General features: G+C 67.6%; 15 protein-coding genes. 4 read left to right on the top strand and 11 right to left on the bottom strand.

What is annotated here, in order from left to right; translation table 11 throughout:
• Positions 1-29: 29 nt before the first annotated feature.
• Genes oprM through mexA form a run of 3 tightly spaced genes read right to left on the bottom strand, consistent with a single transcriptional unit; the run spans position 30 to position 5,796 of the window.
• A complete protein-coding gene (gene oprM, locus FHW81_RS28325) occupies positions 30-1,487 on the bottom strand; it encodes a multidrug efflux RND transporter outer membrane channel subunit OprM (RefSeq protein WP_003084633.1) in 1,458 nt (485 codons plus the stop codon).
• A gap of 1 nt (position 1,488) precedes the next feature.
• Complete coding sequence (mexB, locus tag FHW81_RS28320; RefSeq protein ID WP_003107312.1) at positions 1,489-4,629, bottom strand: multidrug efflux RND transporter permease subunit MexB; 3,141 nt, start codon at positions 4,627-4,629, stop codon at positions 1,489-1,491.
• Positions 4,630-4,644: 15 nt separating this feature from the next.
• Positions 4,645-5,796 carry a multidrug efflux RND transporter periplasmic adaptor subunit MexA gene (gene mexA / locus FHW81_RS28315; protein WP_003118819.1) on the bottom strand — a complete coding sequence of 384 codons (1,152 nt, stop codon included), beginning with the start codon at positions 5,794-5,796 and terminating at the stop codon, positions 4,645-4,647.
• Between the two features lie 274 nt (positions 5,797-6,070).
• Here mexA and mexR point away from each other — a divergent pair, with 274 nt between their 5' ends.
• On the top strand, positions 6,071-6,514 hold the full coding sequence (gene mexR / locus FHW81_RS28310; protein ID WP_004365054.1) for a MarR family transcriptional repressor MexR: 444 nt from the start codon (positions 6,071-6,073) through the stop codon (positions 6,512-6,514).
• A 68-nt stretch (positions 6,515-6,582) separates the two neighbouring features.
• Here mexR and FHW81_RS28305 read toward each other — a convergent pair whose 3' ends face one another.
• The 3 genes from FHW81_RS28305 to FHW81_RS28295 form a co-directional block, all read right to left on the bottom strand.
• Positions 6,583-7,158 (bottom strand): YceI family protein, encoded by a 576-nt coding sequence (locus tag FHW81_RS28305; protein ID WP_003084626.1) that lies wholly within the window; start codon positions 7,156-7,158, stop codon positions 6,583-6,585.
• An 11-nt stretch (positions 7,159-7,169) separates the two neighbouring features.
• A complete protein-coding gene (locus FHW81_RS28300) occupies positions 7,170-7,739 on the bottom strand; it encodes a cytochrome b (protein ID WP_003084623.1) in 570 nt (189 codons plus the stop codon).
• Positions 7,740-7,919: 180 nt separating this feature from the next.
• Positions 7,920-9,410 (bottom strand): flavin monoamine oxidase family protein, encoded by a 1,491-nt coding sequence (locus FHW81_RS28295; protein ID WP_003118815.1) that lies wholly within the window; start codon positions 9,408-9,410, stop codon positions 7,920-7,922.
• Positions 9,411-9,583: 173 nt separating this feature from the next.
• Here FHW81_RS28295 and FHW81_RS28290 point away from each other — a divergent pair, with 173 nt between their 5' ends.
• From FHW81_RS28290 to FHW81_RS28280, 3 genes are all read left to right on the top strand, one after another.
• A complete protein-coding gene (locus FHW81_RS28290) occupies positions 9,584-10,987 on the top strand; it encodes an adenosylmethionine--8-amino-7-oxononanoate transaminase (RefSeq protein ID WP_003117900.1) in 1,404 nt (467 codons plus the stop codon).
• Positions 10,988-11,079: 92 nt separating this feature from the next.
• Positions 11,080-11,802, top strand: a complete 723-nt coding sequence (locus FHW81_RS28285; RefSeq protein ID WP_003106127.1) for a 16S rRNA (uracil(1498)-N(3))-methyltransferase — start codon at positions 11,080-11,082, stop codon at positions 11,800-11,802.
• 34 nt (positions 11,803-11,836) lie between these two features.
• A complete protein-coding gene (locus FHW81_RS28280; RefSeq protein WP_004346594.1) occupies positions 11,837-13,252 on the top strand; it encodes a hypothetical protein in 1,416 nt (471 codons plus the stop codon).
• A 7-nt stretch (positions 13,253-13,259) separates the two neighbouring features.
• On the opposite strand, the gene FHW81_RS28275 is transcribed toward FHW81_RS28280, so the two are convergent.
• The 5 genes from FHW81_RS28275 to chpA form a co-directional block, all read right to left on the bottom strand.
• Positions 13,260-13,871, bottom strand: a complete 612-nt coding sequence (locus FHW81_RS28275; RefSeq protein WP_003084610.1) for a LysE family translocator — start codon at positions 13,869-13,871, stop codon at positions 13,260-13,262.
• Between the two features lie 75 nt (positions 13,872-13,946).
• Complete coding sequence (locus FHW81_RS28270) at positions 13,947-14,741, bottom strand: AraC family transcriptional regulator (RefSeq protein ID WP_003117898.1); 795 nt, start codon at positions 14,739-14,741, stop codon at positions 13,947-13,949.
• 7 nt (positions 14,742-14,748) lie between these two features.
• Positions 14,749-15,255 (bottom strand): chemotaxis protein CheW, encoded by a 507-nt coding sequence (locus FHW81_RS28265; RefSeq protein ID WP_003106119.1) that lies wholly within the window; start codon positions 15,253-15,255, stop codon positions 14,749-14,751.
• Complete coding sequence (locus FHW81_RS28260; RefSeq protein WP_004352093.1) at positions 15,252-16,283, bottom strand: chemotaxis protein CheB; 1,032 nt, start codon at positions 16,281-16,283, stop codon at positions 15,252-15,254. The genes FHW81_RS28265 and FHW81_RS28260 overlap by 4 nt, the downstream gene beginning before the upstream one ends.
• Positions 16,276-23,694, bottom strand: a complete 7,419-nt coding sequence (chpA, locus tag FHW81_RS28255) for a chemotaxis signal transduction system protein ChpA (RefSeq protein ID WP_070698095.1) — start codon at positions 23,692-23,694, stop codon at positions 16,276-16,278. The genes FHW81_RS28260 and chpA overlap by 8 nt, the downstream gene beginning before the upstream one ends.
• Position 23,695 lies beyond the last annotated feature (1 nt).

Below are 23,695 nucleotides of genomic sequence, written 5' to 3'. Positions count from 1 at the left end.
TCGGCGTTCTTGCATGGCGCGGAAGGCGATCAAGCCTGGGGATCTTCCTTCTTCGCGGTCTGCTGCTGGGTCACGGTCTGCTGGTTCCAGCCGCCGCCGAGGGCCTTGTACAGGTTGACCTCGCTGGTCAGCTGATTGAGGCGGTCGGTGATCAGTTGCTGCTGCGCGGTGAACAGCGAGCGTTGCGCGTCGAGCAGGGTCAGGTAGTTGTCCACCCCCGTGCGATAGCGCTTGTCGGCGAGCTGGTAGTACTCGTCGCTGGCCTTGACCAGATCGCGCTGCGCCTGCAACTGCTCGGTGAAGGTACCGCGCGCGGCCAGGCCGTCGGCGACTTCCTGGAACGCCGTCTGGATCGCCTTCTCGTACTGCGCGACGTTGATGTCCTTCTGGATCTTCGCGTAGTCCAGGCTGGCACGCAGGCTGCCGGCGGTGAAGATCGGCAGGTTGATCGACGGCTGGAACAACCAGGAACCCGAACCGGCGTCGAACAGGCCGGACAGTTGGCGGCTCATGGTGCCGGCGTTGGCGGTCAGGCTGATGCTCGGGAAGAACGCCGCGCGCGCGGCGCCGATGCTGGCGTTGGCAGCCATGAGCTGGTGCTCGGCCTCGAGGATGTCCGGGCGCCGTTGCAGCAGATCCGACGGCAGACCCGCCGGCACTTCGGTCAGCAGGGTCTGGTCCAGGCCCAGGCCTTGCGGCAGGTTCGCCGGGATCCCGGAGCCCAGCAGCAGGACCAGCGCATTCTGGTCCTGGGCTACCAGGCGGGTGTACTGCGCCAGGGTCGCGCGGGCGCCTTCCACGGCGGTCTGCGCCTGGCGCAGGTCGAGCGCGGAGGCGACGCCGACGTCGTAGCTGCGCTGGGTCAGGTCGAAACTCTTCTGGTAGGTGCCCAGGGTGTCCTTGGTCAGCTGCAACTGCGCCTGGTCGGCCTTCAGCGTCAGGTAGGCGGTCGCCACGCTGGCCACCAGGGTGGTCTGCGCGCTGCGCTGCGCCTGTTCGGTCGCCAGGTACTGCTCCAGGGCCTGGTCGCGCAGGCTGCGCAGGCGGCCGAAGAGATCGAGTTCCCAGGCGGTAGTGCCCAGGGTCACCCCGTACTGGCTGGAAATCGCCGGACTGCCGGTGGTCGACAGGTCGCCCGGCAAACGCTGGCGGGTGCCGCTACCGTCCACGCCGATCCGCGGGAACAGGTCGGCCCGCTGGATGCGGTACTGCGCCCGGAAGGCCTCGACGTTCAGCGCGGCGACCCGCAGGTCGCGGTTGTTTTCCAGCGCCACGCCGATCAGTTGCTGCAACTGCGGGTCGCGGAAGAACTCGCGCCAGCCGATGTCGGCGGCCGGAACGGCCGCCGCGCCGGTGTTCTGCCCGTAGGCCTGCCCTTGCGGGTAGGCCGCGGCTACCGGCGCCTCGGGGCGCTGGTAGTCGGGGATCAGCGAGCAGCCGGACAGAACGACAGCGGCTACCGCCAGGGAAAGGAAGGACCGTTTCATATCATTGCCCCTTTTCGACGGACGCCTGCTGCTTGGACGCCTCGTCCTTGAACAGCGTGCTGACCGCCACGTAGAACAGCGGTACCCAGAAGATCGCCAGGACGGTCGCAGTGACCATGCCGCCGATCACGCCGGTACCGATCGCATGCTGGCTGCCCGAGCCGGCGCCGGTGGAGATCGCCAGCGGGACCACGCCGAGGATGAACGCCAGGGAGGTCATCACGATCGGCCGCAGACGCATGCGGCAGGCTTCGATGGCCGCCTCGACGATGCCCTTGCCCTGCTCGTGCAGCTCCTTGGCGAACTCCACGATGAGAATGGCGTTCTTCGCCGACAGGCCGATGGTCGTCAACAGGCCCACCTGGAAGAACACGTCGTTGGACAGGCCGCGCATGGACGTCGCCAGCAGCGCGCCGATCACGCCCAACGGCACCACCAGCATCACCGAGAACGGAATCGACCAGCTTTCGTACAGGGCCGCCAGGCAGAGGAACACCACCAGCAGCGACAGCGCATACAGCGCCGGCGCCTGCGAGCCGGACAAGCGCTCCTCGTAGGACAGGCCGGTCCAGGAGTAGCCAACGCCTTTCGGCAATTGCTTGACGATCTCCTCGACCGCCGCCATGGCGTCACCGGAACTCAGGCCGGGCGCCGGCTCGCCGAGGATCTCCATCGCCGGCACGCCATTGTAGCGCTCCAGCTTCGGCGAACCGTATTCCCACTTGCCGGTGGCGAAGGCGTTGAACGGCACCATCTCGCCCTTGTCGTTGCGCACGTACCACTTGCTCAGGTCGTCCGGGTTCATCCGCGCGTCCGGCCTGCCCTGCAGGTAGACCCGCTTGACCCGGCCACGGTCGATGAAGTCGTTGACGTAGCTGGAACCCCAGGCGATGGACACGGTGCTGTTGATGTCGGCAAGGGACACGCCGAGGGCGCTGGCCTTCTCGTCGTCGATCTCCAGCTTGTACTGCGGTTCGTCGCTCATGCCGTTGGGGCGCACGCGTTGCAGCGCCGGGTTCTGCGCGGCGAGCATGAGGAACTTGTTGCGCGCCTGGAGCAGGACTTCGTGGCCGACGCCCGCCTGGTCCTGGAGGAACAGGTCGAAGCCGGTGGCGTTACCCAGTTCCAGTACCGACGGCGGCGCGAAGGCGAACACCATCGCGTCCTTGAAGCTGAAGAAGTGCATCTGCGCGCGCTTGGCCAGTTCGAATACGCTGTTCTCGCCACCGGGACGCTCTTCCCAGGGCTTGAGCATGATGAACGCCATGCCCGAACTCTGGCCGCGGCCGGCAAAGTTGAAGCCGGTCACGGTGAACACCGAGCTGACCGAAGAGCTTTCCTTCTCCAGCAGGTATTCGCGCATCGAGTCCACCACCACCTGGGTACGCTCGGCACTGGAGCCCGGCGGGGTCTGTACCTGGGCGAACAGTACGCCCTGGTCCTCGTCGGGGAGGAACGCGGTGGGAATGCGGGTGAACATCCAGATCATCCCGGCCACGATCACCACGTAGATCAGCAGGTACGGCGCGCGATGCTTGAGGATCGACGCCACGCCCCGCTCGTAGCCGTGGGTGGTGGAAAGGAACATCCGGTTGAACCAGCCGAAGAAGCCGCCCTTGTGCTCGCCATGGTCGCCTTTCTCGATCGGCTTGAGCATGGTCGCGCAGAGCGCCGGGGTGAGGATCAGCGCCACGATCACCGAGAGGGCCATGGCCGACACGATGGTGATGGAGAACTGCCGGTAGATCACCCCGGTGGAGCCGCCGAAGAACGCCATCGGCAGGAATACCGCCGAGAGCACCATGGCGATACCGACCAGCGCGCCCTGGATCTGGCCCATGGACTTGCGCGCCGCCTCCCTTGGCGACAGGCCTTCCTCGGCCATCACCCGCTCGACGTTCTCCACCACCACGATGGCGTCGTCCACTAGCAAGCCGATGGCCAGCACCATGCCGAACATGGTCAGGGTGTTGATCGAGAAGCCGAACGCGGCGAGCACGCCGAAGGTCCCCAGCAGCACCACCGGTACGGCGATGGTCGGGATCAGCGTGGCGCGGAAGTTCTGCAGGAACAGGTACATCACCAGGAACACGAGGAGGATCGCCTCGCCGAGGGTCTTCACTACCTCATGGATCGAGGCCGAGACCACCGGGGTGGTGTCGTACGGGTAGACCACCTTCATGCCCTGCGGCATGAACGGTTCCAGGTTGGCGATGGTCTGGCGGATCGCCTTGGCGGTATCCAGCGCGTTGGCGCCGGTGGCCAGCTTGATCGCGATACCGGACGCCGGGCTGCCGTTGAACTGCGCGTTGATGCTGTAGTCCTGGCCGCCCAGGCCGACATCGGCGACGTCCTTCAGGCGCACCTGGGAACCGTCGGGATTGACCTTGAGCAGGATGTTCTCGAATTGCTCCGCGGTCTGCAGGCGGGTCTTGCCGATGATGGTGGCGTTGAGCTGCTGGCCCTTGACCGCCGGCAAGCCGCCGAGCTGGCCGGAGGAAATCTGCACGTTCTGCGCCTGGATCGCGCTGCTCACGTCGCCGGGGGTCAGCTGGTAGCTGTTCAGCTTGGCCGGGTCGAGCCAGATGCGCATCGAGTACTGCGAGCCGAACACCTGGAAGTCACCGACGCCCTTGGTCCGCGAGAGCGGGTCCTGGATGTTGGAAACGATGTAGTTCGACAGGTCTTCCTTGGTCATGCTGCCGTCGGTGGAAACCACACCGACCACCATGAGGAAGTTCTTCACCGCCTTGGTCACCCGGATCCCCTGGCGCTGCACTTCCTGCGGCAGTAGCGGGGTGGCCAGTTGCAGCTTGTTCTGCACCTGGACCTGGGCGATGTCGGGGTCGGTGCCCTGTTCGAAGGTCACGGTGATGGTCATGCTGCCGTCGGAGTTACTCTCCGAGGAGATGTAGCGCAGATTGTCGATCCCGTTCATCTGCTGCTCGATCACCTGGACCACGGTGTCCTGCACCGTCTCGGCCGAGGCGCCCGGGTAGCTCACCTGCACGGCGATGGCCGGCGGGGCGATGGCCGGGTACTGGTTGACCGGCAGACTGAGGATCGACAGGCCGCCCGCGAGCATGATCACCAAGGCGATCACCCACGCGAAAATGGGCCTATCAATGAAAAACTTCGACATTACGAATCCCCTTGATCAGCCCTTGCTGTCGGTTTTCGCCGGAGCGGCGTCGGCCTTCTGCGCGGACGCGACATTCTTCGCCGGCACGGTCTTCACCTCGACACCCGGCTGCACGAACTGCAGGCCTTCGGTAATGATCTTGTCGCCGGCGTTCAGGCCTTCGGTAACCAGCCACTTGTCGCCGATCACCCGGTCGGCCTTGATCACCCGCAGCTCGACCTTGTTCTGCGCGTTCACCACCAGCGCGGTAGCCTGGCCCTTGAGGTCGCGGGTCACGCCTTGCTGCGGAGCGAGGATGGCCTTCTGCTTGACGCCTTCCTGCAACTGCGCGTGAACGAACATGCCGGGCAGCAGCTCGTTGTTCGGGTTGGGGAACACGGCGCGGATGGTGACCGAGCCGGTGCCTTCGTCGACGGAAACCTCGGAGAATTCGAGGCGGCCTTCCAGCGGGTATTGGCTACCGTCCTCCAGCTTCAGGGAGACCTTCGCAGCGTTGTCGCCGGCGCGCTCCAACTGGCCGCTGGCCAGTTCGCGGCGCAGGCGCAGCAGGGCGGTGGACGGCTGGGTGACGTCGACGTAGATCGGGTCGAGCTGTTGCACGGTGGCCATCGCGTTGGCCTGGCCGTTGGTCACCAGGGCGCCTTCGGTCACCGCGGAACGGCCGATGCGGCCGGAGATCGGCGACAGCACCTTGGTGTAGCGCAGGTTGATCCGCGCCTGTTCCACCGCCGCCTTGGACTGCAGGTAGGCGGCATTGGCGTCGGCGTACTGCTGCTTGCTCACGGCCTGGTCGGCGACCAGCAGCTTGTAGCGCTGGGCCTGCTCCTGGGTCGAGGCCAGGTTGGCCTGGGCGCTTTGGTAGTCGGCCTCGTAGGTGGCGGGGTCGATCTGGTAGAGCTGCTGCCCGGCCTTGACGTCGCTGCCTTCCTTGAACAGGCGCTTGAGGATGATGCCGTTCACCTGGGGACGCACCTCGGCGATGCGGAACGCATTGGTCCGGCCCGGCAGCTCGGTATTCAGGGTCACCGTCTGCGCTTCCAGGGTCACGATTCCGACCTCCGGCGTTTGCGCCGGCGGCGGCGCCTCGCTTTTTCCGCACCCGGAAAGGGCCGAAATCGCGACCAGCAGGGCCGGAACCAGTACACGCATGGCTGGCGTTCGTTGCATAGCGTTGTCCTCATGAGCGAAAGCGGCCGATGCAGCGTGAAGGCGCTGCACCGGCTCGAAGAAGGCAGGCAAAATACTTACATTCATAGGTGTTTGTAAACGTCCGAAAGCCTCGCGTGAAAACACCTGAAACGTTTTAGCTCGATGGCCGGTTATCCACCCGGCGCCATGGCCCATATTCAGAACCTGAAACAAGGTTGATAAGGTCAACTAAAATAAGCAAAATGGTTGACTGGATCAACCACATTTACATTAGGTTTACTCGGCCAGACCAATGAACTACCCCGTGAATCCCGACCTGATGCCCGCGCTGATGGCGGTCTTCCAGCATGTGCGGACGCGCATCCAGAGCGAGCTCGATTGCCAGCGACTCGACCTGACCCCGCCCGACGTCCATGTATTGAAGCTTATCGACGAACAACGCGGGCTGAACCTGCAGGACCTGGGACGCCAGATGTGCCGCGACAAGGCACTGATCACCCGGAAGATCCGCGAGCTGGAGGGAAGAAACCTGGTCCGCCGCGAGCGCAACCCCAGTGACCAGCGCAGCTTCCAGCTCTTCCTCACCGACGAGGGGCTGGCCATCCACCAGCATGCGGAAGCCATCATGTCACGCGTGCATGACGAGTTGTTTGCCCCGCTCACCCCGGAGGAACAAGCCACCCTGGTGCATCTCCTCGACCAATGCCTGGCCGCGCAACCGCTTGAGGATATTTAAGAACATTCTTTTCGAAGCACAATGAAAAACGCCGGCGATCGCCGGCGTTTTTCGTTTCAGGTATCCGCTTACTGGCGAATGCCTTCGACGGAGAGCAGCAGCTCGACTTCCTGGGATGCGGGGCCGAGGTCCATCTTGATGCCGAAGTCTTTCAGCTTCAGGGTGGCGCTGCCTTCGAAGCCGGCACGGTAGCCGCCCCACGGGTCGTCGCCCTGGCCGATCAGCTTGGCCTTGATGGTGACCGGCTTGGTCACGCCGTTCAGGGTCAGGTTGCCGGTGATGTCGGCGCTGTCGCCGTTGGCCTTCACTTCGGTGGATTCGAAGGTAGCGGTCGGGTTCTTGCTGACGTTGAGGAAATCACCGCTGCGCAGGTGCTTGTCACGCTCGGCATGGTTGGTGTCCACGCTGTTGGTGTTGATGGTCACCTTGACCTTGTCGGCCGACGGGTTCTTCTCGTCGAAGGTGAAGCTGCCGTCGAAGTCGTTGAAGCGGCCGTACAGCCAGCTATAGCCCAGGTGCTTGATGCGGAACTCGATGAAGGCGTGCTGGCCTTCCTTGTCGATCTTGTAGTCCGCGGCCATTGCCTGGCCGGCGGTGAACAGTGCGGAGCCGAGCGCCAGCGCGGCAAGGGTCTTCTTCAGCATGGACATTCTCCTTAACGTGGTTGTTGATCATTCGACGAGCGACCGAGCATGCGCTTTAGGGTCGGGTCGCGGTCGACGAAGTGATGCTTGAGGGCGGCCAGGGCATGGAGGACGGCGAAGACCACCAGCGCCCAGGCCAGGTAGAGATGGATTTCACCCGCGACGTCCGCCTGGTCGGGCAGCCCGCTGAGGGTCGCCGGCACGGAGAACCAGCCGAATACGCTGATCGGTTCGCCGTCGGCGGTGGAAATCAGGTAGCCCGCGACGATCACCGCCAGCAGCAGCCCGTACAGCGCGAGGTGGCCGAGCTTGCTCGCTACCCGCGTGAGCGGACCGTGGTTGACCGGCGCCGGCGGCGGCGGGCTGACGAAACGCCAGACGATCCGCACCAGCAGGGCAATGGCCAGCAGGATGCCGATGCTTTTATGCAGGGCCGGCGCGGGGTGGTACCAGGGGTCGTAATAGCTCAGTTCGCGCATCCACAGGCCCAGGCCGAACAGGCCGAAGACCACCAGCGCGCTGCCCCAGTGCAGGAACAGGCTGAATACGCCGTAACGGGATGAGGTATTGCGCCACTGCATGAAAAACTTCCTTGAAAAGCGAAGCCTCAAGACTAGCGGCAAATCCATCGAGTTAAAGCAGAAAATTCTGCTTTGAAACATCGATTCACAAGATAGGTTCGCAGGCTAAGAAAAAACCCCGGATTGCGCTGCGAACCGGGAAGCGCAAGGCGCCGGAGCTTCCGGCGCCGGCGAAGGGGATCAATCGAACAGGCGGGTGAACCAGGCAAACGGGTTCTTCTTCTCGCCGCCGGTCGTCGGTGCGGCCACCTTCTCGGCCTTCGCCACCATCGGCGCGCCCTCGATCACCGGCGTCTTGCCGGCATACAGGTCGCGCACCTGGCTGGCCGCGCGCTTGCCGCTACGCAGCGCCCCCTCGATGGTGCCGGGGTACAGCGCATCGGTGTGCTCGCCGGCGAAGGCGACCCGCGACAGCGGCTGTTCCCAGATCCGCCAGAAACGCGTCACCTGGCCCGGACCGTAGGCCAGGTAGGAACCACCGGTACCCGGATCGGCGCTGTAGCGACGAATTTCGTAGCCGGCGAAGGCACCGCGCATCTTCGGATAGAACTTGTTCATGCGGATCAGCACCTGATCGACCATCTGCCGGTCGCCGAAAGCCTGCAGCACGCGGGCGTTGTCGCCGGACAGGTTGATCAGCACGTTGGCGCCGCCTTTCAGCGCCGGCTCGACCCAGATCATGCCCAGGCCCTGGTCGCTGAAGATCTCGCCGGAGAGGCGCGACTTGTCGTCCCACACCGGACGCTTGAACTTCAGCAGGATCTGGTCGCGCCAGCCATAGTTGGTGCCCTTCAGCGCGGACATCTGGGTACCGCTCAGGGACGGGGTCATCTGGATCTGGCCGAGCGCCTTCAGCGGCACGGCGAGAACCACGTAGTCGGCCTTGTAGGTCTCGCTGCCGGCCTTGACGGCGACGCCGTCCTTGGCCTGGACGATGCTCGACACCTTGGATTTGGTCTTGATCGTCTTGATCTGCTTGACGAAGGCTTCCGCCAGCACCTGGCTGCCGCCGGGCAGGCGCGCCGCGCGCAGGTCGCGGTCGTCGACGCCACGGTAGGCGCGGCCCTGCTGGGCGAGGTAGAGCAGCGACAGGCGCGACGGTTCGTCGTAGCGCGAACGGATACGCTGGTTGACCAGCAGGCGCGCGGTCGGCGACAGGTTCAGCTTGTCCAGCCAGCGCGCGGCGTTCATCTGGTCGAGGGCGAACAGGGTATTGCTCGAGGCAGGGTTGAGCGGGTCGGAGATCGATGCCGAGAGATCGTCCAGGGTCGACTCGAAGCGCTTGAGGTCGGCGGCGACGTTCGGCTGCTTGAGCGCGAGATCGCTGCTGCTGTAGTACAGGCCGTCGATCAGGTAGCTGGGGGTGCGGACGAAGTCCGGCGCCGGCACCGGCTTCAGCTTGAAGGTGTCCAGGTAGGCATTGAGCGTGGGCTGGACCTTCTGGTTGCCGACCCATTCGCTGGTGGCCAGGCCGGAACGCCCGCCCACCTGCGGCCGCGCTTCGAGCACCGTGACCTGCCAGCCGTCCTTCTGCAATTCGTAGGCCGCGCTCAGGCCTGCCAGGCCCGCGCCGACGACGATCGCCGTAGGCTGTTTATCCTTGCCCAGCGCCACCGCGCTGAACACCCCCAACATGAGAAACGCCGCGGCGCGCAGCCACCTTAACGACATACCGGACTCCCCAGGAAAAAAGCAAAGACGCAACGGCGCGCAGCATACGCCAGAGCCGTTTGGGCCACCATAGGAGTCCGTCGGCGGCTGCTGTCGGATGTGTCCCAACCCGCCGGGTTGTTCATCTCACCCCCATTGCATAGGCTTTGCCGATCGATCCGAGGAGACAGCCCATGGGCCTTAACGCCGACTGGATGCAGCGCGACCTGAACGTACTCTGGCATCCCTGTACCCAGATGAAAGACCACGAACGCCTGCCGGTGATCCCGATCCGCCGCGGCGAAGGCGTCTGGCTGGAGGATTTCGAAGGCAAGCGCTACATCGACGCGGTCAGTTCCTGGTGGGTCAATGTGTTCGGTCACGCCAACCCGCGCATCAACCAGCGCATCAAGGACCAGGTCGACCAGTTGGAGCACGTGATCCTCGCCGGATTCAGCCACCAGCCGGTGATCGAGCTGTCGGAGCGACTGGTGAAGATCACCCCGCCGGGGCTCGACCGGGTGTTCTACGCCGACAGCGGCTCGGCGGGCATCGAGGTCGCGCTGAAGATGAGCTACCACTTCTGGCTCAATAGCGGCAGGCCGCGCAAGAAGCGCTTCGTCACCCTGACCAACAGCTACCACGGCGAAACCATCGCGGCGATGTCGGTGGGCGACGTGGCGCTGTTCACCGAAACCTACAAGTCGCTGCTGCTCGACACCATCAAGGTGCCCAGCCCGGACTGCTTCCTGCGTCCGGACGGCATGTGCTGGGAAGAACATTCGCGGAACATGTTCGCCCACATGGAGCGCACCCTGGCCGAAGGGCACGACGAGATCGCCGCGGTCATCGTCGAACCGCTGATCCAGGGCGCCGGCGGCATGCGCATGTACCACCCGGTCTACCTCAAGCTGCTGCGCGAAGCCTGCGACCGCTATGGCGTGCACCTGATCCACGACGAGATCGCGGTGGGCTTCGGCCGCACCGGGACGATGTTCGCCTGCGAGCAGGCCGGCATCGCCCCGGATTTCCTCTGTCTGTCCAAAGCCCTCACCGGTGGCTACCTGCCGATGTCCGCGGTGCTGACCAGCGAGACCGTCTACCGGGGCTTCTACGACGACTACCAGACCCTGCGCGCCTTCCTCCACTCGCACACCTATACCGGCAACCCGCTGGCCTGCGCCGCCGCCCTGGCGACCCTGGACATCTTCGAGGAAGACAAGGTGATCGAGGCCAACCGCGCGCTGTCCACCCACATGGCCAGGGCCACCGCGCACCTGGCCGACCACCCGCATGTCGCCGAGGTGCGCCAGACCGGGATGGTCCTGGCCATCGAAATGGTCCAGGACAAGGCATCCAGGACGCCCTACCCCTGGCAGGAGCGCCGCGGCCTGAAGGTCTTCCAGCATGGCCTGGAGCGCGGCGCGCTGCTGCGCCCGCTGGGCAGCGTGGTGTATTTCCTGCCGCCCTACGTGATTACCCCGGAGCAGATCGACTTCCTCGCCGAGGTGGCCAGCGAAGGCATCGACATCGCCACCCGCGACGCGGTCAGCGTGGCGGTCAGCGACTTCCACCCGGACCACCGCGATCCGGGCTGAACGTCGCCGCCCCTTCGTTCCGAGGGGGCCGGTTCCAGCGCCCCGCGGCAGGCAGTAAACTGCGCGCCTGTCGCCACTACCCTCGAATCGCCATGCGCCTGTCCCGCTTCTTCGTCGACCAGCCTCTCTCTCTCGGCCAGCACGACCTGCCCGAGGCCCAGGCCCACTACATCGGCCGCGTGCTGCGGCACGCCACGGGCGACGCCGTGCAACTGTTCGACGGCAGCGGCCGGGAATACCTCGGCGAGCTGGTCGAGGTCGGCAAGAAGAATGTCCGCGTCGAACTCCGCGAGCAGTTCGCCGGCCAGCCCGACTCGCCCCTGCGTATCCACCTGGGGCAAGGCCTGTCGCGCGGCGAGCGGATGGACTGGGCGATCCAGAAGGCCACCGAGCTGGGGGTGGCGGAAATCACCCCGATCGTCAGCGAGCGTTGCGAAGTGCGCCTGAAGGACGAGCGCGCCGACAAGCGCCTGCAGCACTGGCGCCAGGTGGCGATCAGCGCCTGCGAGCAGTGCGGCCGTTCGAGCCTGCCGCTGATCCATCCGCCGCTGGCCCTGGAGGACTGGCTGCGCGGGCGGGACGATGACCTCAGGCTGGTCCTGCACCCTGTGGCCGCCCCCCTGGCCAGCCATGCGCCGCCGTCGCGCCTGGCCTTCCTGGTGGGTCCCGAAGGCGGCCTGAGCGATGCCGAGGTGGAGCAGGCTCAGGCGGCCGGTTTCCACTCCGCGCGCCTCGGCCCGCGAGTGCTGCGCACCGAGACCGCGCCGGTGGTAGCGTTGGCGGTGGCCCAGCAACTCTGGGGCGACTTCGCCTGATATCCCTCCCGCCGCTTTACAACGGCGACAGCCAGTGAATACCGTTGCGCAACCCACTTCGCAACGGATCGCACGCATGGACACGCCCGTTACCTTCGATTGGAAGATCCGCCTGCCCGACGTGCTCGGCGTACTCCGCCGAGACTATGCCGGACGCTTCCCGCAGTTGGCCTCCGCCGCACTGGAGACGCTGCTGGAGCGCCTGCGCGACGACCTTCCCGAGGATTTCCTGCCAGCCCTCGGCCAGGAGCTGGAATCCCTCGGACTGGCGTTGGTGGAACGCCTGGACGAAGACGACAGCCTGAACCTGTACGTGGTCGGCGCCCCCCACAGCCAGCGCCTCCTCGATGCGCTCGCAGCGCAGGGCCACAACGCCCGCACGCTGCGCCAGGAAAACGCCCCCGAGGGCGCCCGGGCGGCCCTCCCCGCCGCCGCGCCGGCCGGCCTGGCGCCGGCTTCGGCCTACATCTGCCTCGAACACGCCGAGCACCTGGCGCCCGGCCTGGCCATCGCCCGCCTGCCGGGCGAGGACAGCCGCGACCTGCTGGACCTGCGCCAATGGCCCAGGCTGCAACGCCTGCCCGATGGCGCGGAGGAAACCCAGGGCGCGTTGCTCTGCCGGGCCAGTTCGGCGGACGGCCTGCACGCCTGGGTCAGGATGACCCGTTCGGGAAGCCCCTACGCCTGGCTGCATCGCTCCCGCGACCTCGCCTCGTTGACGCCCGAACTACCGCCCTTGCCGCTGCCGCCGGCGCAGTCGTTGCGCCAACGCCGCACCCCGGAACTTGCCATCGGCCTGGCCGGGGACGACCTGCTCCTGGCCGACCGCGGCCTGTTCTTCCTCTATCCGGGCTTCGCCCAGGGCAACGACGAACCGCGGTTGCTCTTCGAGGTGCCGCAAGCGCGGCGCTCCATCGAGAATCCGCCGGCGGTCTTCACCACTCCGGACCAGCGCGTCTGCCTGCTCTCCCGCGGGCAGTTCTTCGAATGGCGCGAGGCACGCATCCAGCCCCTGCCGTTCCCCGTCGGCAAGGATCTGCCCGCCGATCCGGCGCAACCGACCTCGGCGGCGCCCGGGACCATCGTCTGGCTGGAGCGTGAAACGCTCTGCGAAGGCCGGCTCGACAGCGGCGAGATCCGCAGCCACTCGCTGGACGGCCTGGCCGAAGGCCCCTACCTGAAGCTCCAGGCCCTGGACGGAGGCTGGCTGCTCCTGGCGCCGTGGCTGGAACCGCATCGCTCGCGGGACCTCGCCCAGCTCTGGCACCTCGAATCCGGCCGGGCGCTGCGCATCCGCTACGGCGAACTGGACCTGGAGGGCGGACTACAGCACTGGGCGGAGCTGCCCGACGGCCGGATCGTCGTCGGCGACCATGCCCGGCATGTCGACCTCGGCAGGTTCGAAAGCCTGCGCCAACGCCTGCTACGGCGGCGCCTGGCGCCGGCCTGAGGCGCGTCTACAGCCCGCGCAGCGCCAGTCCCGCCAGGCCGAGCAGGAGCACGCCGCAACCGGCGTAGCTGACGCGGTGCCAGAACAGCGAGGTGTTGCGCCGCAGCCAGTCCACCAGCGCCGCGCAGCAAAAGCACCAGATCAGCGACGAGAGCATGAAACCGGCGAAGAACACCAGCGACTGCGCCTGGTTCGGCGTGCCGTCGACGATCCCCGCCAGGGCGCTGCCGAGGGCACCCCAGTAGACCACGTTCTTCGGATTGGACAGGGAGATCGCCGCGCCGGCGCCGAAGGCGTTGCGCCCCTGCTCGCCGGCATCCTCCGCCGCCAGCGGCGGACTCCAGGCGTCGCGCAAGCCTTGCACGCCGAGCCAGGCCAGGTAGGCGGCACAGGCCAGGGTCAGGGGAATCCGCACCTGCTCGTAGCCCAGCAGCAGCGCCAGTCCGGTAAGCCCGAGCAGGGCCCAGACGGCATCGCCGATCAGCGACCCCAGTTGCACCAGCAACGCCGGGCGGAAGCCGCCGGTCAAACCGCGGCGCAGCGTTTCGCTGAACACCGCGCCAGGGGAAACATTGAAGGCGAAACCGAACAGCAAGGCGGCGAGGAAGATGGCGAGCATGGAACGACGACTCCGTGGTGGGACGTCGGATTATCCCGGCCGGCGGCTCCGCCGACTTGAACCGGATTGCGCAGTTCAGCCGCGCACGGCGCGCTGGTAGCGGCCCGGCGAAATGCCGTAGGCGCTGGTGAAGTAACGGGTCAGGTGGCTCTGGTCGGCGAAGCCCAGGGCGTGGGCCACCTCGCCCACCGCCAGGCCACGGCGCAACAGGCCGAGGGCGCGGCGGGTGCGCAGTTGCATGCTCCACTGGCGCGGGCTGAGCCCGGTGGCCTTCTTGAACGCCCGCAGCAGGTGGTATTTCGACAGGCCCACCTGCTCCGCCATCTCATCCAGGTCCGGCGGTTCGGCCAGGCGCTCGGCGAGCAGCGCCTGCAGGCGGGCGACAGCCGGGCGCCCAGGATCGGCCCTCTGCGGCAGGCGGGTGCCGCTCGCCGCCAGCAGGCGGCCAAGGAAATCCAGCAGGCGCTCCTCGCCCCGTTCGCGGGCGAAACGGTCGCTGGCCAGCAAGGCTTCGATGCTGGCGGCCAACTCGCGGCCCAGCGCCGGACTGCGCAGCAGCGGGCGGTCGAACTCGACGGAGGAAAGATCCAGGCTGCTCGCCAGTTCGGCGGCAGGCAGATAGAGGCTGGCGAAGCGCCAGGGCTGGCCGTCGCGGACGCCGCCGCCCTGGATCTGCCCCGGGTTGTAGAGGGTCAGGTCGCCGCTGTCGGCCTGGAAGGTACGGCCATCCAGCCAGACATCTTCCAATCCGCAGAGGTTGGCGCTGATGACGAACTCGTCGTGGCTGTGCTTCTCGAAGCGGTGCCCGGCCAGGCTGGCGCTGGCGACCTCGAGGGAGGCGCCGATCCGCGCGTGCTGCAGGCCGGCCATGGACGGCTCAGATCAGGCCGGCGTCGGCGAGCTTCTCTTCGAGGCCGGCCAGGTCCGGAATCCGTGCGGTTTCGCCGCCGATGTCCACCGCCGCCAGTTCCAGCGCCGCCAGCGGCGCGGCGGTGCTCGCGAGATTGGCGTCCAGCCGCACCGAGCGCGGAATGCCCTGCACCAGCAGGGCGAGGAACTTCACATGGGGTCGTCCGCCGAGGGCGTTGATGACCACCACCCGCGCGCTGCTGCCGAGTACCGGCTGCTGTTCGCCGCTGGAGGCCGCCTCGAAGGACAGCAGCGGCAGGCGCAGGTCGCGCCAGGCCACCTGGCCCAGGTACCACTGCGGCAGGCCGGCGGCGACCTGTGGGTTGCGATAGGCGATCAGTTCGGCCACGGCGACGTTGGGCAACAGCAGGGTGCGGTCGCTCAGCGGCAGGAGCAGCCCGGTGAGGCTGTCCGGGGTCGGGTTGGCTGGGGTGTTCCGGCTCATGCCATCCTGCTCGATCACGGCCTGGTTCATGTTTCGACTCCTGTCGGCGCGCAGCGTGCGGCCAGATGCTTGACCAATGCCTCGGCCAGTTCGCGGGGGCTGGCATTGAAACTGCTGTAACCGGCTTCGCGCAAGCTGTCCGGCATGCTCGAACAGACGCAACTGTCGGCGCGCTGGGTCCATACCTCGCCACCCTGGCGCCGCACGTAGGCGGCAGCGGCGCTGCCGTCGCTACCCATGCCGCTGAAAACGATCACCCCGCAGTCGGGCCCGAACTGCTGGGCCAGGTTGAGCATCATCTGGTCGATGGACGGGGTGTAGGGTTCCGGCCAGGGACGCTGGCTGCATTTCAGTCGCCCGTCGTGGTGGAAACCGAGCTCGTGCAGCACCGGCACCACCATGACCTCGCCGCAACGCAGCGCTTCGCCGTCGCGGACGTTCTTCACATGCCACTGGCTGTGCCGGCCGACTGCCTGCGGCAGGTTCTGCTCGAAGCTGGCGTCGATGTGCTGGGCATAGAGGAAGCCGATCGGCAGGCCGCCGGGCAAGGCGTCGAGAAATGCCTTCACCGCCGCCGGGCCGCCGAGCGAGGCCGCCAGCAGCCACACCTCGCGGGCCGCTTCGCCGGCCTGCAGCGGCATCGCCGCGAGGTCGCCGGGAATCTCCAGGCGCGGCGGACGCTCCTCGTCGAGCAATGCGCCGAGGCTGTCGCCAACGCCATCGCTGGGGTCGCCGATCAAGCGCTTCAGCTTGCCGATCAGCCGCCGCTCCCAGCGCGGGTAATGTTCGGTATGCCGCTCCGGCGCGTGGCCCTCGCCGAACAGCACCGGCGCACGGTCCTGCTCCAGCAGGCTGTCCAGCAGCGGCGAGTCGTCCTGCTGGGTCAGGTCCACCAGCCACAGGTCGGGCGCGCACTCCAGCGCGGCGTCGTCGACCCTGGCCGGGTCGGCGTTGAGCACCACCTCGTAACCATGGCCGAGCAGCGCCTGTTGCAACACGTGGCGCTGCAACGAGGTGTCGGCGATCACCGCGACCCGTGGCGTGACGCGCTCACTCATGCTGGCCGACCAGGGACTGGATGGCTTCGAGCAGCTCGGTTTCCTGGTAAGGCTTGCCGAGGTACTGGTTGACGCCGATGCCCAGCGCGCGCTCGCGGTGTTTCTCGCCGGTCCGCGAGGTGATCATGATGATCGGCAGGTTGCCCAGGCGCTCGTCGTGGCGCACCAGGGTGGCGACCTCGAAACCGTCCATGCGCGGCATCTCGATGTCCAGCAGGAGGATGTCCGGACGGTGCTCCTGGAGCTGGGCGATGGCGTCCACGCCGTCCTTCGCGGTCAGCACGTTCATGCCGTTGCGCTCCAGCAGGCGGGTGGTGACCTTGCGCACGGTGACCGAGTCGTCCACCACCATGACCAGCGGCGGCCGCTGCTGCTCGCTTTCGCTCGCCGCCATTTCCTGGCGCAGCGCCAGGCGTTCGCGACGGCTTTCCTGGCCGAGCAGCGCGTGCCGGGAGCGGATGGTCGCCAGCAGGTCGAGGATCACCACCACCCGGCCATCACCGAGCAGGGTCGCCCCGGAAATCCCGGCGACCCCGGCGAACTGCGGACCGAGGCTCTTCACCACGATCTCGCGGGAACCGGCCAGCGAGTCGACCTGCACCGCCACCGCATGCTCCGAGGAGCGCACCAGGATCACCGGCAAGGGCAGCGACTGGCCGACCAGCTTGGGTTCCTGGCCGTTGTTCAGCAGCTCGCCGAGGTACTTCAGTTCGTAGGACTGCCCGGCGTATTCGAAGCTGGGCGTATCCAGCCCCGCCTCGCCGCGCTGGTCGTAGAGCGCCTCCAGTTCGTAGGGCGAAACCCGCACGATGCCCTCGATGGTGTTCAGCGGCACCGCGTAGAGATCCTCGCCGGATAGCACCATCAGCGCCCGGTTCACCGACACGGTGAACGGCAGCCGCACGTTGAAGCGGGTGCCCTGGCCCGGCTCGGTCTGGATGCTCACCGAGCCGCCGAGCTGCTTGACCTCGGAGTTGGCCACGTCGAGGCCGACGCCGCGCCCGGAGATCTGGGTGACCTTTTCGGCGGTGGAGAAACCGGACTCGAGCACGAACTGCAGCACTTCATGATCGCTGAGGTCGCTGTCGGCGCTCATCAGGCCACGCTCGATGGCCTTGCGCCGTACCGCGTCGAGGCGGATGCCGGCGCCGTCGTCGGAGAGGGTGAGGAGGATGTCGCCGCCCTCGCGGCCGATGTTCAGGCGGATCGTACCGTGCTCCGGCTTGCCCGCCGCGCGGCGCGTCTCGCCGGACTCGATGCCGTGGTCCACGGCGTTGCGCAGCATGTGCTCCAGCGGCGCGACGATGCGTTCGAGGACGGTACGATCCATCTCGCCGTCGGCGTTGCCGACCACGAATTCGACCTGCTTGCCAAGCTCGCCGGCCACCTGCCGGACGATCCGCCGCAAACGCGGTACCAGCCGATCGAACGGCACCATGCGGGTGCGCATCAGGCCTTCCTGGAGTTCGGTGTTGACCCGCGCCTGTTGCAGCAGCAGGGTCTCCGCGTCGCGGTTCTTCGCCGCCAGGGTTTCCTTCAGGTCGAGAAGGTCGGAGGCCGATTCGAAGAGTGCGCGCGAGAGCTGCTGCAACTGCGAATAGCGGTCCATTTCCAGCGGGTCGAATTCTTCGTAGCCGGCGCGTTCGGCATCGGCCTGGTGACGCGAGAGGATCTGCGCCTGGGTCTCGGTGTCGAGGCGGCGCAACTGGTCGCGCACCCGCTCGATGGTGGACTCCATCTCGCCGAGGGTGAAGCCGACGTCGCTCACCTGCTGCTCGACCCGGCCGCGGAAGATCGAGGTCTCGCCCGCCAGGTTGACCAGGTTCTCCAGCAGTTCCGCCGGCACCTTCACCAGCTCCTGCGGGGCACGTCGGGAAGCGGCCTCCTGGGCCGCCTCCTGGGCCTTGCGCACGAACGGCAGGGTGGTGGCCGGGGCGGCCGGAGGCGCCGCCTCGGCCGCCATGATCGCGCCGGCCGCCGGGGCCAGGCGGGTCAGCTCTGCCAGCGCGGAGGCCACCGCGCGGTCGGTATCGTCGGCCTGGACCAGCGCCTGGGCGGGCTCGGGCCGCTCACCGGCCTCGTCGTCCTCGGCCAGCCGCTCGCGCAACAGGTCGACCTGCCGCTGCAGGCCTTCCAGCCCCGACTGCGCATCCAGCAGCAGGCTGTCCGGCCACGGCGCGCCCTGTTGCTGCGCATCGGTGAGATGCTGCTCGAGGTCGTGGGCCAGGTTGCCCAGCTCGGTCTGTCCGGCCAGGCGCGCACCGCCCTTGAGGGTGTGCAGGATCCGCAGCAGGTCGTCCAGCGGCTGGGCGTCGCCGTTGCCGCCGTCCCAGCGGCCGAGCGCCAGTTCGAGGTTCTCCAGCAGGTCGTCGGCTTCCTCAAGGAAGATGTCGAGGATCTCGCTCTCGTCGGCTGCCGCGCCCTTCGCCGCCAGCGGCTTGAGGCTGACGCTGGTGGGTACGCTCAGTTGCTCGTCGGGATCGCTGCGCAGGCGCCTGATCTCCGCGATCAGCGCCTGCCCGTCGGGCAGCGTGCGGTGGCCACGCACCGCCTCGAGCATCTCGGCCAGCTCGTCGTGGCAGCGCTGCAGCAGGCCGAACAAGGCCGGGCTGGCGCGCAGGCGTCCACCGCAGAGGCCTTCGTAGAGGAATTCAAGCTCATGGGCGAGGTCGCCGATCTCGCCGATCTCGGCCATCCGCGCACCGCCCTTGAGGGTATGCAGGTCGCGCTGCAAGGCTTCCAGTTCGATGGTGTTGTCGACGTCGTCCATCCAGCGCTGCAACGCGGCGGCAGCGCTGTCGAGGATATCGAAGCCTTCCTCGAGGAAGATCTCCACCAGTTCGGGATCGCGCTCTTCGAACGCCTCCGCAGCAGGCGTGGCGGGCTCCTCGACGGCAGGTGCAACGAGTTCCTCGACAGGGCTTTCCGCCTCGCCCGGTGTCGCGGCCTCGGCCACCGGGCCCTGGCGGAACCGGCGGATCGACTGGATAAGGTCGTGCGGGTCGGCCAGGGGCTGGCCGGCGCTCAACTGGTCGAGCTGTTCGGCCAGGCGGTCGTGACAGGCTTGCAGCAATCCGGCCAGTTGCGGGGAGTGCTGGTAACGGCGGTCGACCAGTCCTTCGTAGAGGGCCTCCAGCTCGTGGGCCAGGTCGCCGATCTCGGCGATCTCGGCCATCCGTGCGCCGCCCTTGAGGGTGTGCAGGTCGCGCTGCAGGGCGCTGAGCGAAGACAGCGCGCCCGGCTCGGCCTGCCATTGGGCCAGTGCCTGGCCGGCGCTTTCGAGGATGTCCACCGCCTCTTCGAGGAAGATCGACACCATTTCCTCGTCCAGCTCGCGGCCGGGAGCCGGTGCAGGCGCTGCCGGCACGGTCTCCTCGGCAGGCGTCCCGGCCTCTTCGAAGACCGCCTCGGGGAGGGCCGGTTCTTCGTCTTCCGGGGGGAAATCGTCGGCGCCGAGACTCTCCGGGTCGATGAACGGAACGGCCTCGGCGGCGGGCGCTTCCAACAGCTCCTGCAGGGCCGCGACCCGCTCCGGACGCGGCGTGACCTGCAGGCCGGCGGCGACCTGGTCCATCATCCCGATCAGCGCCTCGTGGGCCTGGCGGGCTTCCTCGAAGAACGCCGGGCTGACCGCCAGGCGGCCTTCCTCGACGGCATCGTAGAGCGCCAGCAAGGCCTGGCAGAGTTCTTCCACCTGTGGCAGCTCGGCATGCCGGGCGCCCCGGTCCAGAGTGCTGAGCTCCTCGCGCAGCGCACTCAGTTCCTGGCGCTCCTGCGGATGCTCGTGCCAGCGCTCGAGCAGGTCCTCGGCGTCCAGCAGGATGTCCATGCCTTCGACGAGGAACGCCTCGATCAGCAACGGATCGCGGCGCTCGCCGGCATCGCTGTAGCGCTCGGCCTCGATCGAGGCGATGCGTTCCTGATGCAGTGCCTCGATACGCTCCAGCAACGCGTCGCTGCCGGGGATCGGGTTCAATGGCCGTTGCGCGCCGACCTGCTCCAGGCCGATACGGAACAGTTGCTCGGCGTCGTGCAGCAACTCGGCTTCGCGCAGGTCGAAGGCGAGCAGGTTGGACTTGTATTCCTTGACCAGTTTTTCCAGCGGCGTGGCGATCTCCGCGATCGGCAGGATGCCGGCCATGTGTGCGCTGCCCTTGAGGGTATGCAGGGCACGCTGCAAGGCATCGGTGACCGGCTGCGGCAGTTCGCGGGCGCAGTCGGCGAGGAAGCCGACCAGGGCCTCGAGATGGGTTTCCGCCTCGTTGGTGAAGATCTCCAGCAGTTGCGGATCGAGCAGTTCGACGTCGCTCTGCGCCTCGGCAGCGGCCTGCGGCGCGTCGGCCAATGGCGGCGCCTGGACGCCGTTGTCCAGGCTCGACGGCTGCTCCGCCCCGGCTTCCGGCGGTACTCCGCCGTCGTCCGGCGCCGGCGGTTCCGGCAGCGGCTCGCCCTTGGCCAGGGCATGCGCGGTGGCCGCCAGCAGGTCGACATCGTCGCGCTGGCGCTGGGCATTGGCGGCGAACTCCTCGACCAGCTCCGGCAACAGGGCCACGACCTGGTCCACCACTCGCTGCACCGGCTCGCTGGCGGCGATGCTGCGATCGAGCACGCGGTTGAACAGGTTCTCTATCGACCAGGCCAGTTCGCCGATCACCAGGGCACGGACCATCCGTCCGCTACCCTTGAGGGTATGGAAGGCACGGCGTACCTCGGTCAGCGCTTCGCGGTCGTCGTGGTCGGCTTTCCAGGCCGGCAGGTAGCGGCCGATGGTCTCCAGGACCTCGCCGGCCTCCTCGATGAAGACCTCGCGCAGTTCCTCGTCCACCGGTTCCTCGTCGGCCGGCGGTGGCAGCAGGCTGACCGGAACGTTCTGCGCCGGCGGGTTGATCGGCTGCACCGGCGCAGCCATCACCTCGGCCAGAGACAGGGCCGGCGCTTCGCTGGCGAGCGCCTCGGCGGCAGGCGGCGCCTCGGCCTCAGCCTCGGGCAATTGCACCTCGGGGAGATCGAGGTCGGAAAGATCCAGTTCCTCCAGGCTCGAGCCCTCCCAGGCGGACACCTCGCCCTCCGCCTCCGGCAAGGCTACATCCAGCGGCAGCGGATCGAGCGCATCGAGAACCAGCTCCTGTTCAGCGGAGCCGTCGAAAGGCTCCAGCGCCGGCAACGGCTCGAGGCTTTCCAGCGGCGCGTCGAAGGACAGCGCCGGCTCCTCCAGGCTCAGATCCAACGTCTCGCCGGCCTGCGCCGGCTGCGCCAGGTCATCGCCGAGCCCCCACTGCTCCGGCAGCGACCAGTCCGCCAGGGCCGCCGGCCCGGAGGCCGGGGCCGCATCGGCGGGCAGGTCGAGGCCGGAGAGATCGATCTCGTCGAGGCTGAAATCGTCCAGGCTGCGGGCAGGCGCCGGGGTCGACTGCGGCTGGCCGCTCTCCTCGACCACCTCCGGCAACGCCGGCGGCACTTCGGCGGAATCGTCCAGCGGCAGGTCCAGGGCCAGGTCGAGGGACGGCTCGCCGGCGTCGGGCGCGACTTCGCCAAGGGTCCAGTTGTCGTCGCTGGCCAGCTGCGGGGCATCTTCCCTCGCGGCCTCGGCAGGAGCCGTGTCGGCGGGCGGTTGCTCCGCTGTCTCGGCGACCTCGACGACCGCCTCCGGCCTCTCCGGCTCGGCAGCCGGGGACTCGATGGCAGCGGGCCCGGACAGGCCAGGCTCGGCCGGGGCCGACGAATTCGGTTTCAGCGTATAGCCGAGGTTCGCCAGGCTGTCCTCGGCGACGTCGAGGATCAGGTCGCTCTGGCTGGCATGGTCCTCGCTCAGGCGCTCCAGGTAATACTCGACGCTGGTGATGGCATCGGCCAGGGTATCCAGGCTCTGCCAGTCCGGCACCGCCTTGCGCGCCAGCAGCTGTTCCTGGATATAGCGGTTGCAGGTTTCCAGCAGGGTCGCGGCGCGCTCCAGCGGGATCATCGCCAGGCCGCCGCGGACCTGGGTCAGCAGCTCCGGCACGCGGGCCAGGTGCTCGTGGTTCCACTGCGAGGCGATGAACTCGATGATCGCGTCCTTGGCCTGCTCCAGACCGTTGCGCGCTTCCTTGATCACCAACTGGTGGATCTGCGCCACATCGGTGGTGGGCAGGCGGCTTTCCTCGCTGTTGCGCTCGTCGCCGGGACCGGCCATGCCGGCCAGGGTGGCCTCGACGTAGAGCAACGCGCCGGCGACGTCCATCAGGATCGCGTCGCTCGGCTCGCGGCGGCCCTGGGCCAGGGCGTGGATGACGTCCAACTGGTCGAGGATGACCTTGCGCGGTTGGCCGAAGCCGAGTACCGCCAGGGTATCGGCGATCTGCTTGAGCGGCGCCAGGAGGGCGTCCAGTTCCGAGGGGTGGCCACGGTCGCTGCGCACGAACAGGTCGAGGCTGTCCTTGATCCGCACCAGTTCCTCGCACAAGGCACCGACCACCGAACGCATCGCGTCGCGGTCGGGTCCGGCGAGGCGGGCGCGCTCGGCGTCCACCGTCTCGTGGTCGGGCAGCGCCTCGTCGAGGCGGTACTGTTCCTTCAGAGCGCGGATCCGCGGCGACTGCGAAGGCGCCTTGGCCACGTAGAACAGCAGGTTCTTCACCAGCTCGTCCGGCGCGGCCTGGTTCAGGCCGTCGGCGCCCTGCTCGACCAGGCGCTTGAGTTCGCGGTCGAGCTGGCGCAGCAGGGTGCGCACCGAGGCGCTGTTGACCACGCTACCGTTGGCCAGGCCCTCGACCAGGCCGGAAGCGATGCTCCACAGTGGCCCCAGCGGTGCCTCGCGGCACAGGCCCTCCAGGCGCGCATAGACACGCGCCAGGTAGCCGAGGCTGGTGGCCACGTCCTGGTTGCGCAGCAGGCCGACCAGGGCCATCTGCTGGGTCTGGCGCAGCTTGCGCAGCAAGCCGCCAAGTTCGTCGGTGCGCAGTTGCGCGATGGCCTCGCCGTCCAGTTGCGGCTGGCGCTGCGACAGGTCGGGCGCGAACAGGCTGGTTTCCGAGAGCAGCTTCTCGCCGCGCGCGGCGCGCAGGTCGTTGAGCAGCGGCAGGACCACCATCGGCAGGTCGCGCCGGGCGGTCTGGATCCGGTCGAGGTAGACCGGCAGTTGCAGGATCGCCTGCATCAGCACTTCCAGGGCCTCGCCCTGGTTCGGCACGCGACCGTCCAGCAAGGCCTGGACCAACTGCTCCATTTCCTCGGCGAGCAGGGCCGCGCCGTAGAACTCGACCATCTGCAGGGTGCCCTGCACCTGGTGCACGTAGGTCAGGCAGAACCGCATGCGGGTCGGGTCCTGCGGGTTCTCGACGAACGCTTCCAGCGCCTGGCGCGCCTGTTTCAGGGTTTCGGCGATCTCGCCTTTCACCCACTCCAGAGCGACGTAGTCGTGCCGGTCACCCATA

Origin of the sequence: Pseudomonas sp. RC10-4-2, from assembly GCF_050433085.1 — a bacterium.
Classification (GTDB): Bacteria; Pseudomonadota; Gammaproteobacteria; order Pseudomonadales; family Pseudomonadaceae; genus Pseudomonas; species Pseudomonas aeruginosa.
This window is presented reverse-complemented; position numbering and strand designations above follow the sequence as displayed.

What these genes read in the sequence shown, in the direction of transcription:
- chpA (WP_070698095.1), bottom strand. Translation starts at nt 23,694, where the DNA reads ATGGGTGACCGGCACGACTACGTCGCTCTGGAGTGGGTGAAAGGCGAG.
- FHW81_RS28265 (WP_003106119.1), bottom strand. Translation starts at nt 15,255, where the DNA reads ATGAACCAGGCCGTGATCGAGCAGGATGGCATGAGCCGGAACACCCCA.
- FHW81_RS28290 (WP_003117900.1), top strand. Translation starts at nt 9,584, where the DNA reads ATGGGCCTTAACGCCGACTGGATGCAGCGCGACCTGAACGTACTCTGG.
- oprM (WP_003084633.1), bottom strand. Translation starts at nt 1,487, where the DNA reads ATGAAACGGTCCTTCCTTTCCCTGGCGGTAGCCGCTGTCGTTCTGTCC.
- FHW81_RS28260 (WP_004352093.1), bottom strand. Translation starts at nt 16,283, where the DNA reads ATGAGTGAGCGCGTCACGCCACGGGTCGCGGTGATCGCCGACACCTCG.
- FHW81_RS28295 (WP_003118815.1), bottom strand. Translation starts at nt 9,410, where the DNA reads ATGTCGTTAAGGTGGCTGCGCGCCGCGGCGTTTCTCATGTTGGGGGTG.
- FHW81_RS28305 (WP_003084626.1), bottom strand. Translation starts at nt 7,158, where the DNA reads ATGCTGAAGAAGACCCTTGCCGCGCTGGCGCTCGGCTCCGCACTGTTC.
- FHW81_RS28285 (WP_003106127.1), top strand. Translation starts at nt 11,080, where the DNA reads ATGCGCCTGTCCCGCTTCTTCGTCGACCAGCCTCTCTCTCTCGGCCAG.
- mexR (WP_004365054.1), top strand. Translation starts at nt 6,071, where the DNA reads ATGAACTACCCCGTGAATCCCGACCTGATGCCCGCGCTGATGGCGGTC.
- FHW81_RS28275 (WP_003084610.1), bottom strand. Translation starts at nt 13,871, where the DNA reads ATGCTCGCCATCTTCCTCGCCGCCTTGCTGTTCGGTTTCGCCTTCAAT.
- mexB (WP_003107312.1), bottom strand. Translation starts at nt 4,629, where the DNA reads ATGTCGAAGTTTTTCATTGATAGGCCCATTTTCGCGTGGGTGATCGCC.
- FHW81_RS28270 (WP_003117898.1), bottom strand. Translation starts at nt 14,741, where the DNA reads ATGGCCGGCCTGCAGCACGCGCGGATCGGCGCCTCCCTCGAGGTCGCC.
- FHW81_RS28300 (WP_003084623.1), bottom strand. Translation starts at nt 7,739, where the DNA reads ATGCAGTGGCGCAATACCTCATCCCGTTACGGCGTATTCAGCCTGTTC.
- mexA (WP_003118819.1), bottom strand. Translation starts at nt 5,796, where the DNA reads ATGCAACGAACGCCAGCCATGCGTGTACTGGTTCCGGCCCTGCTGGTC.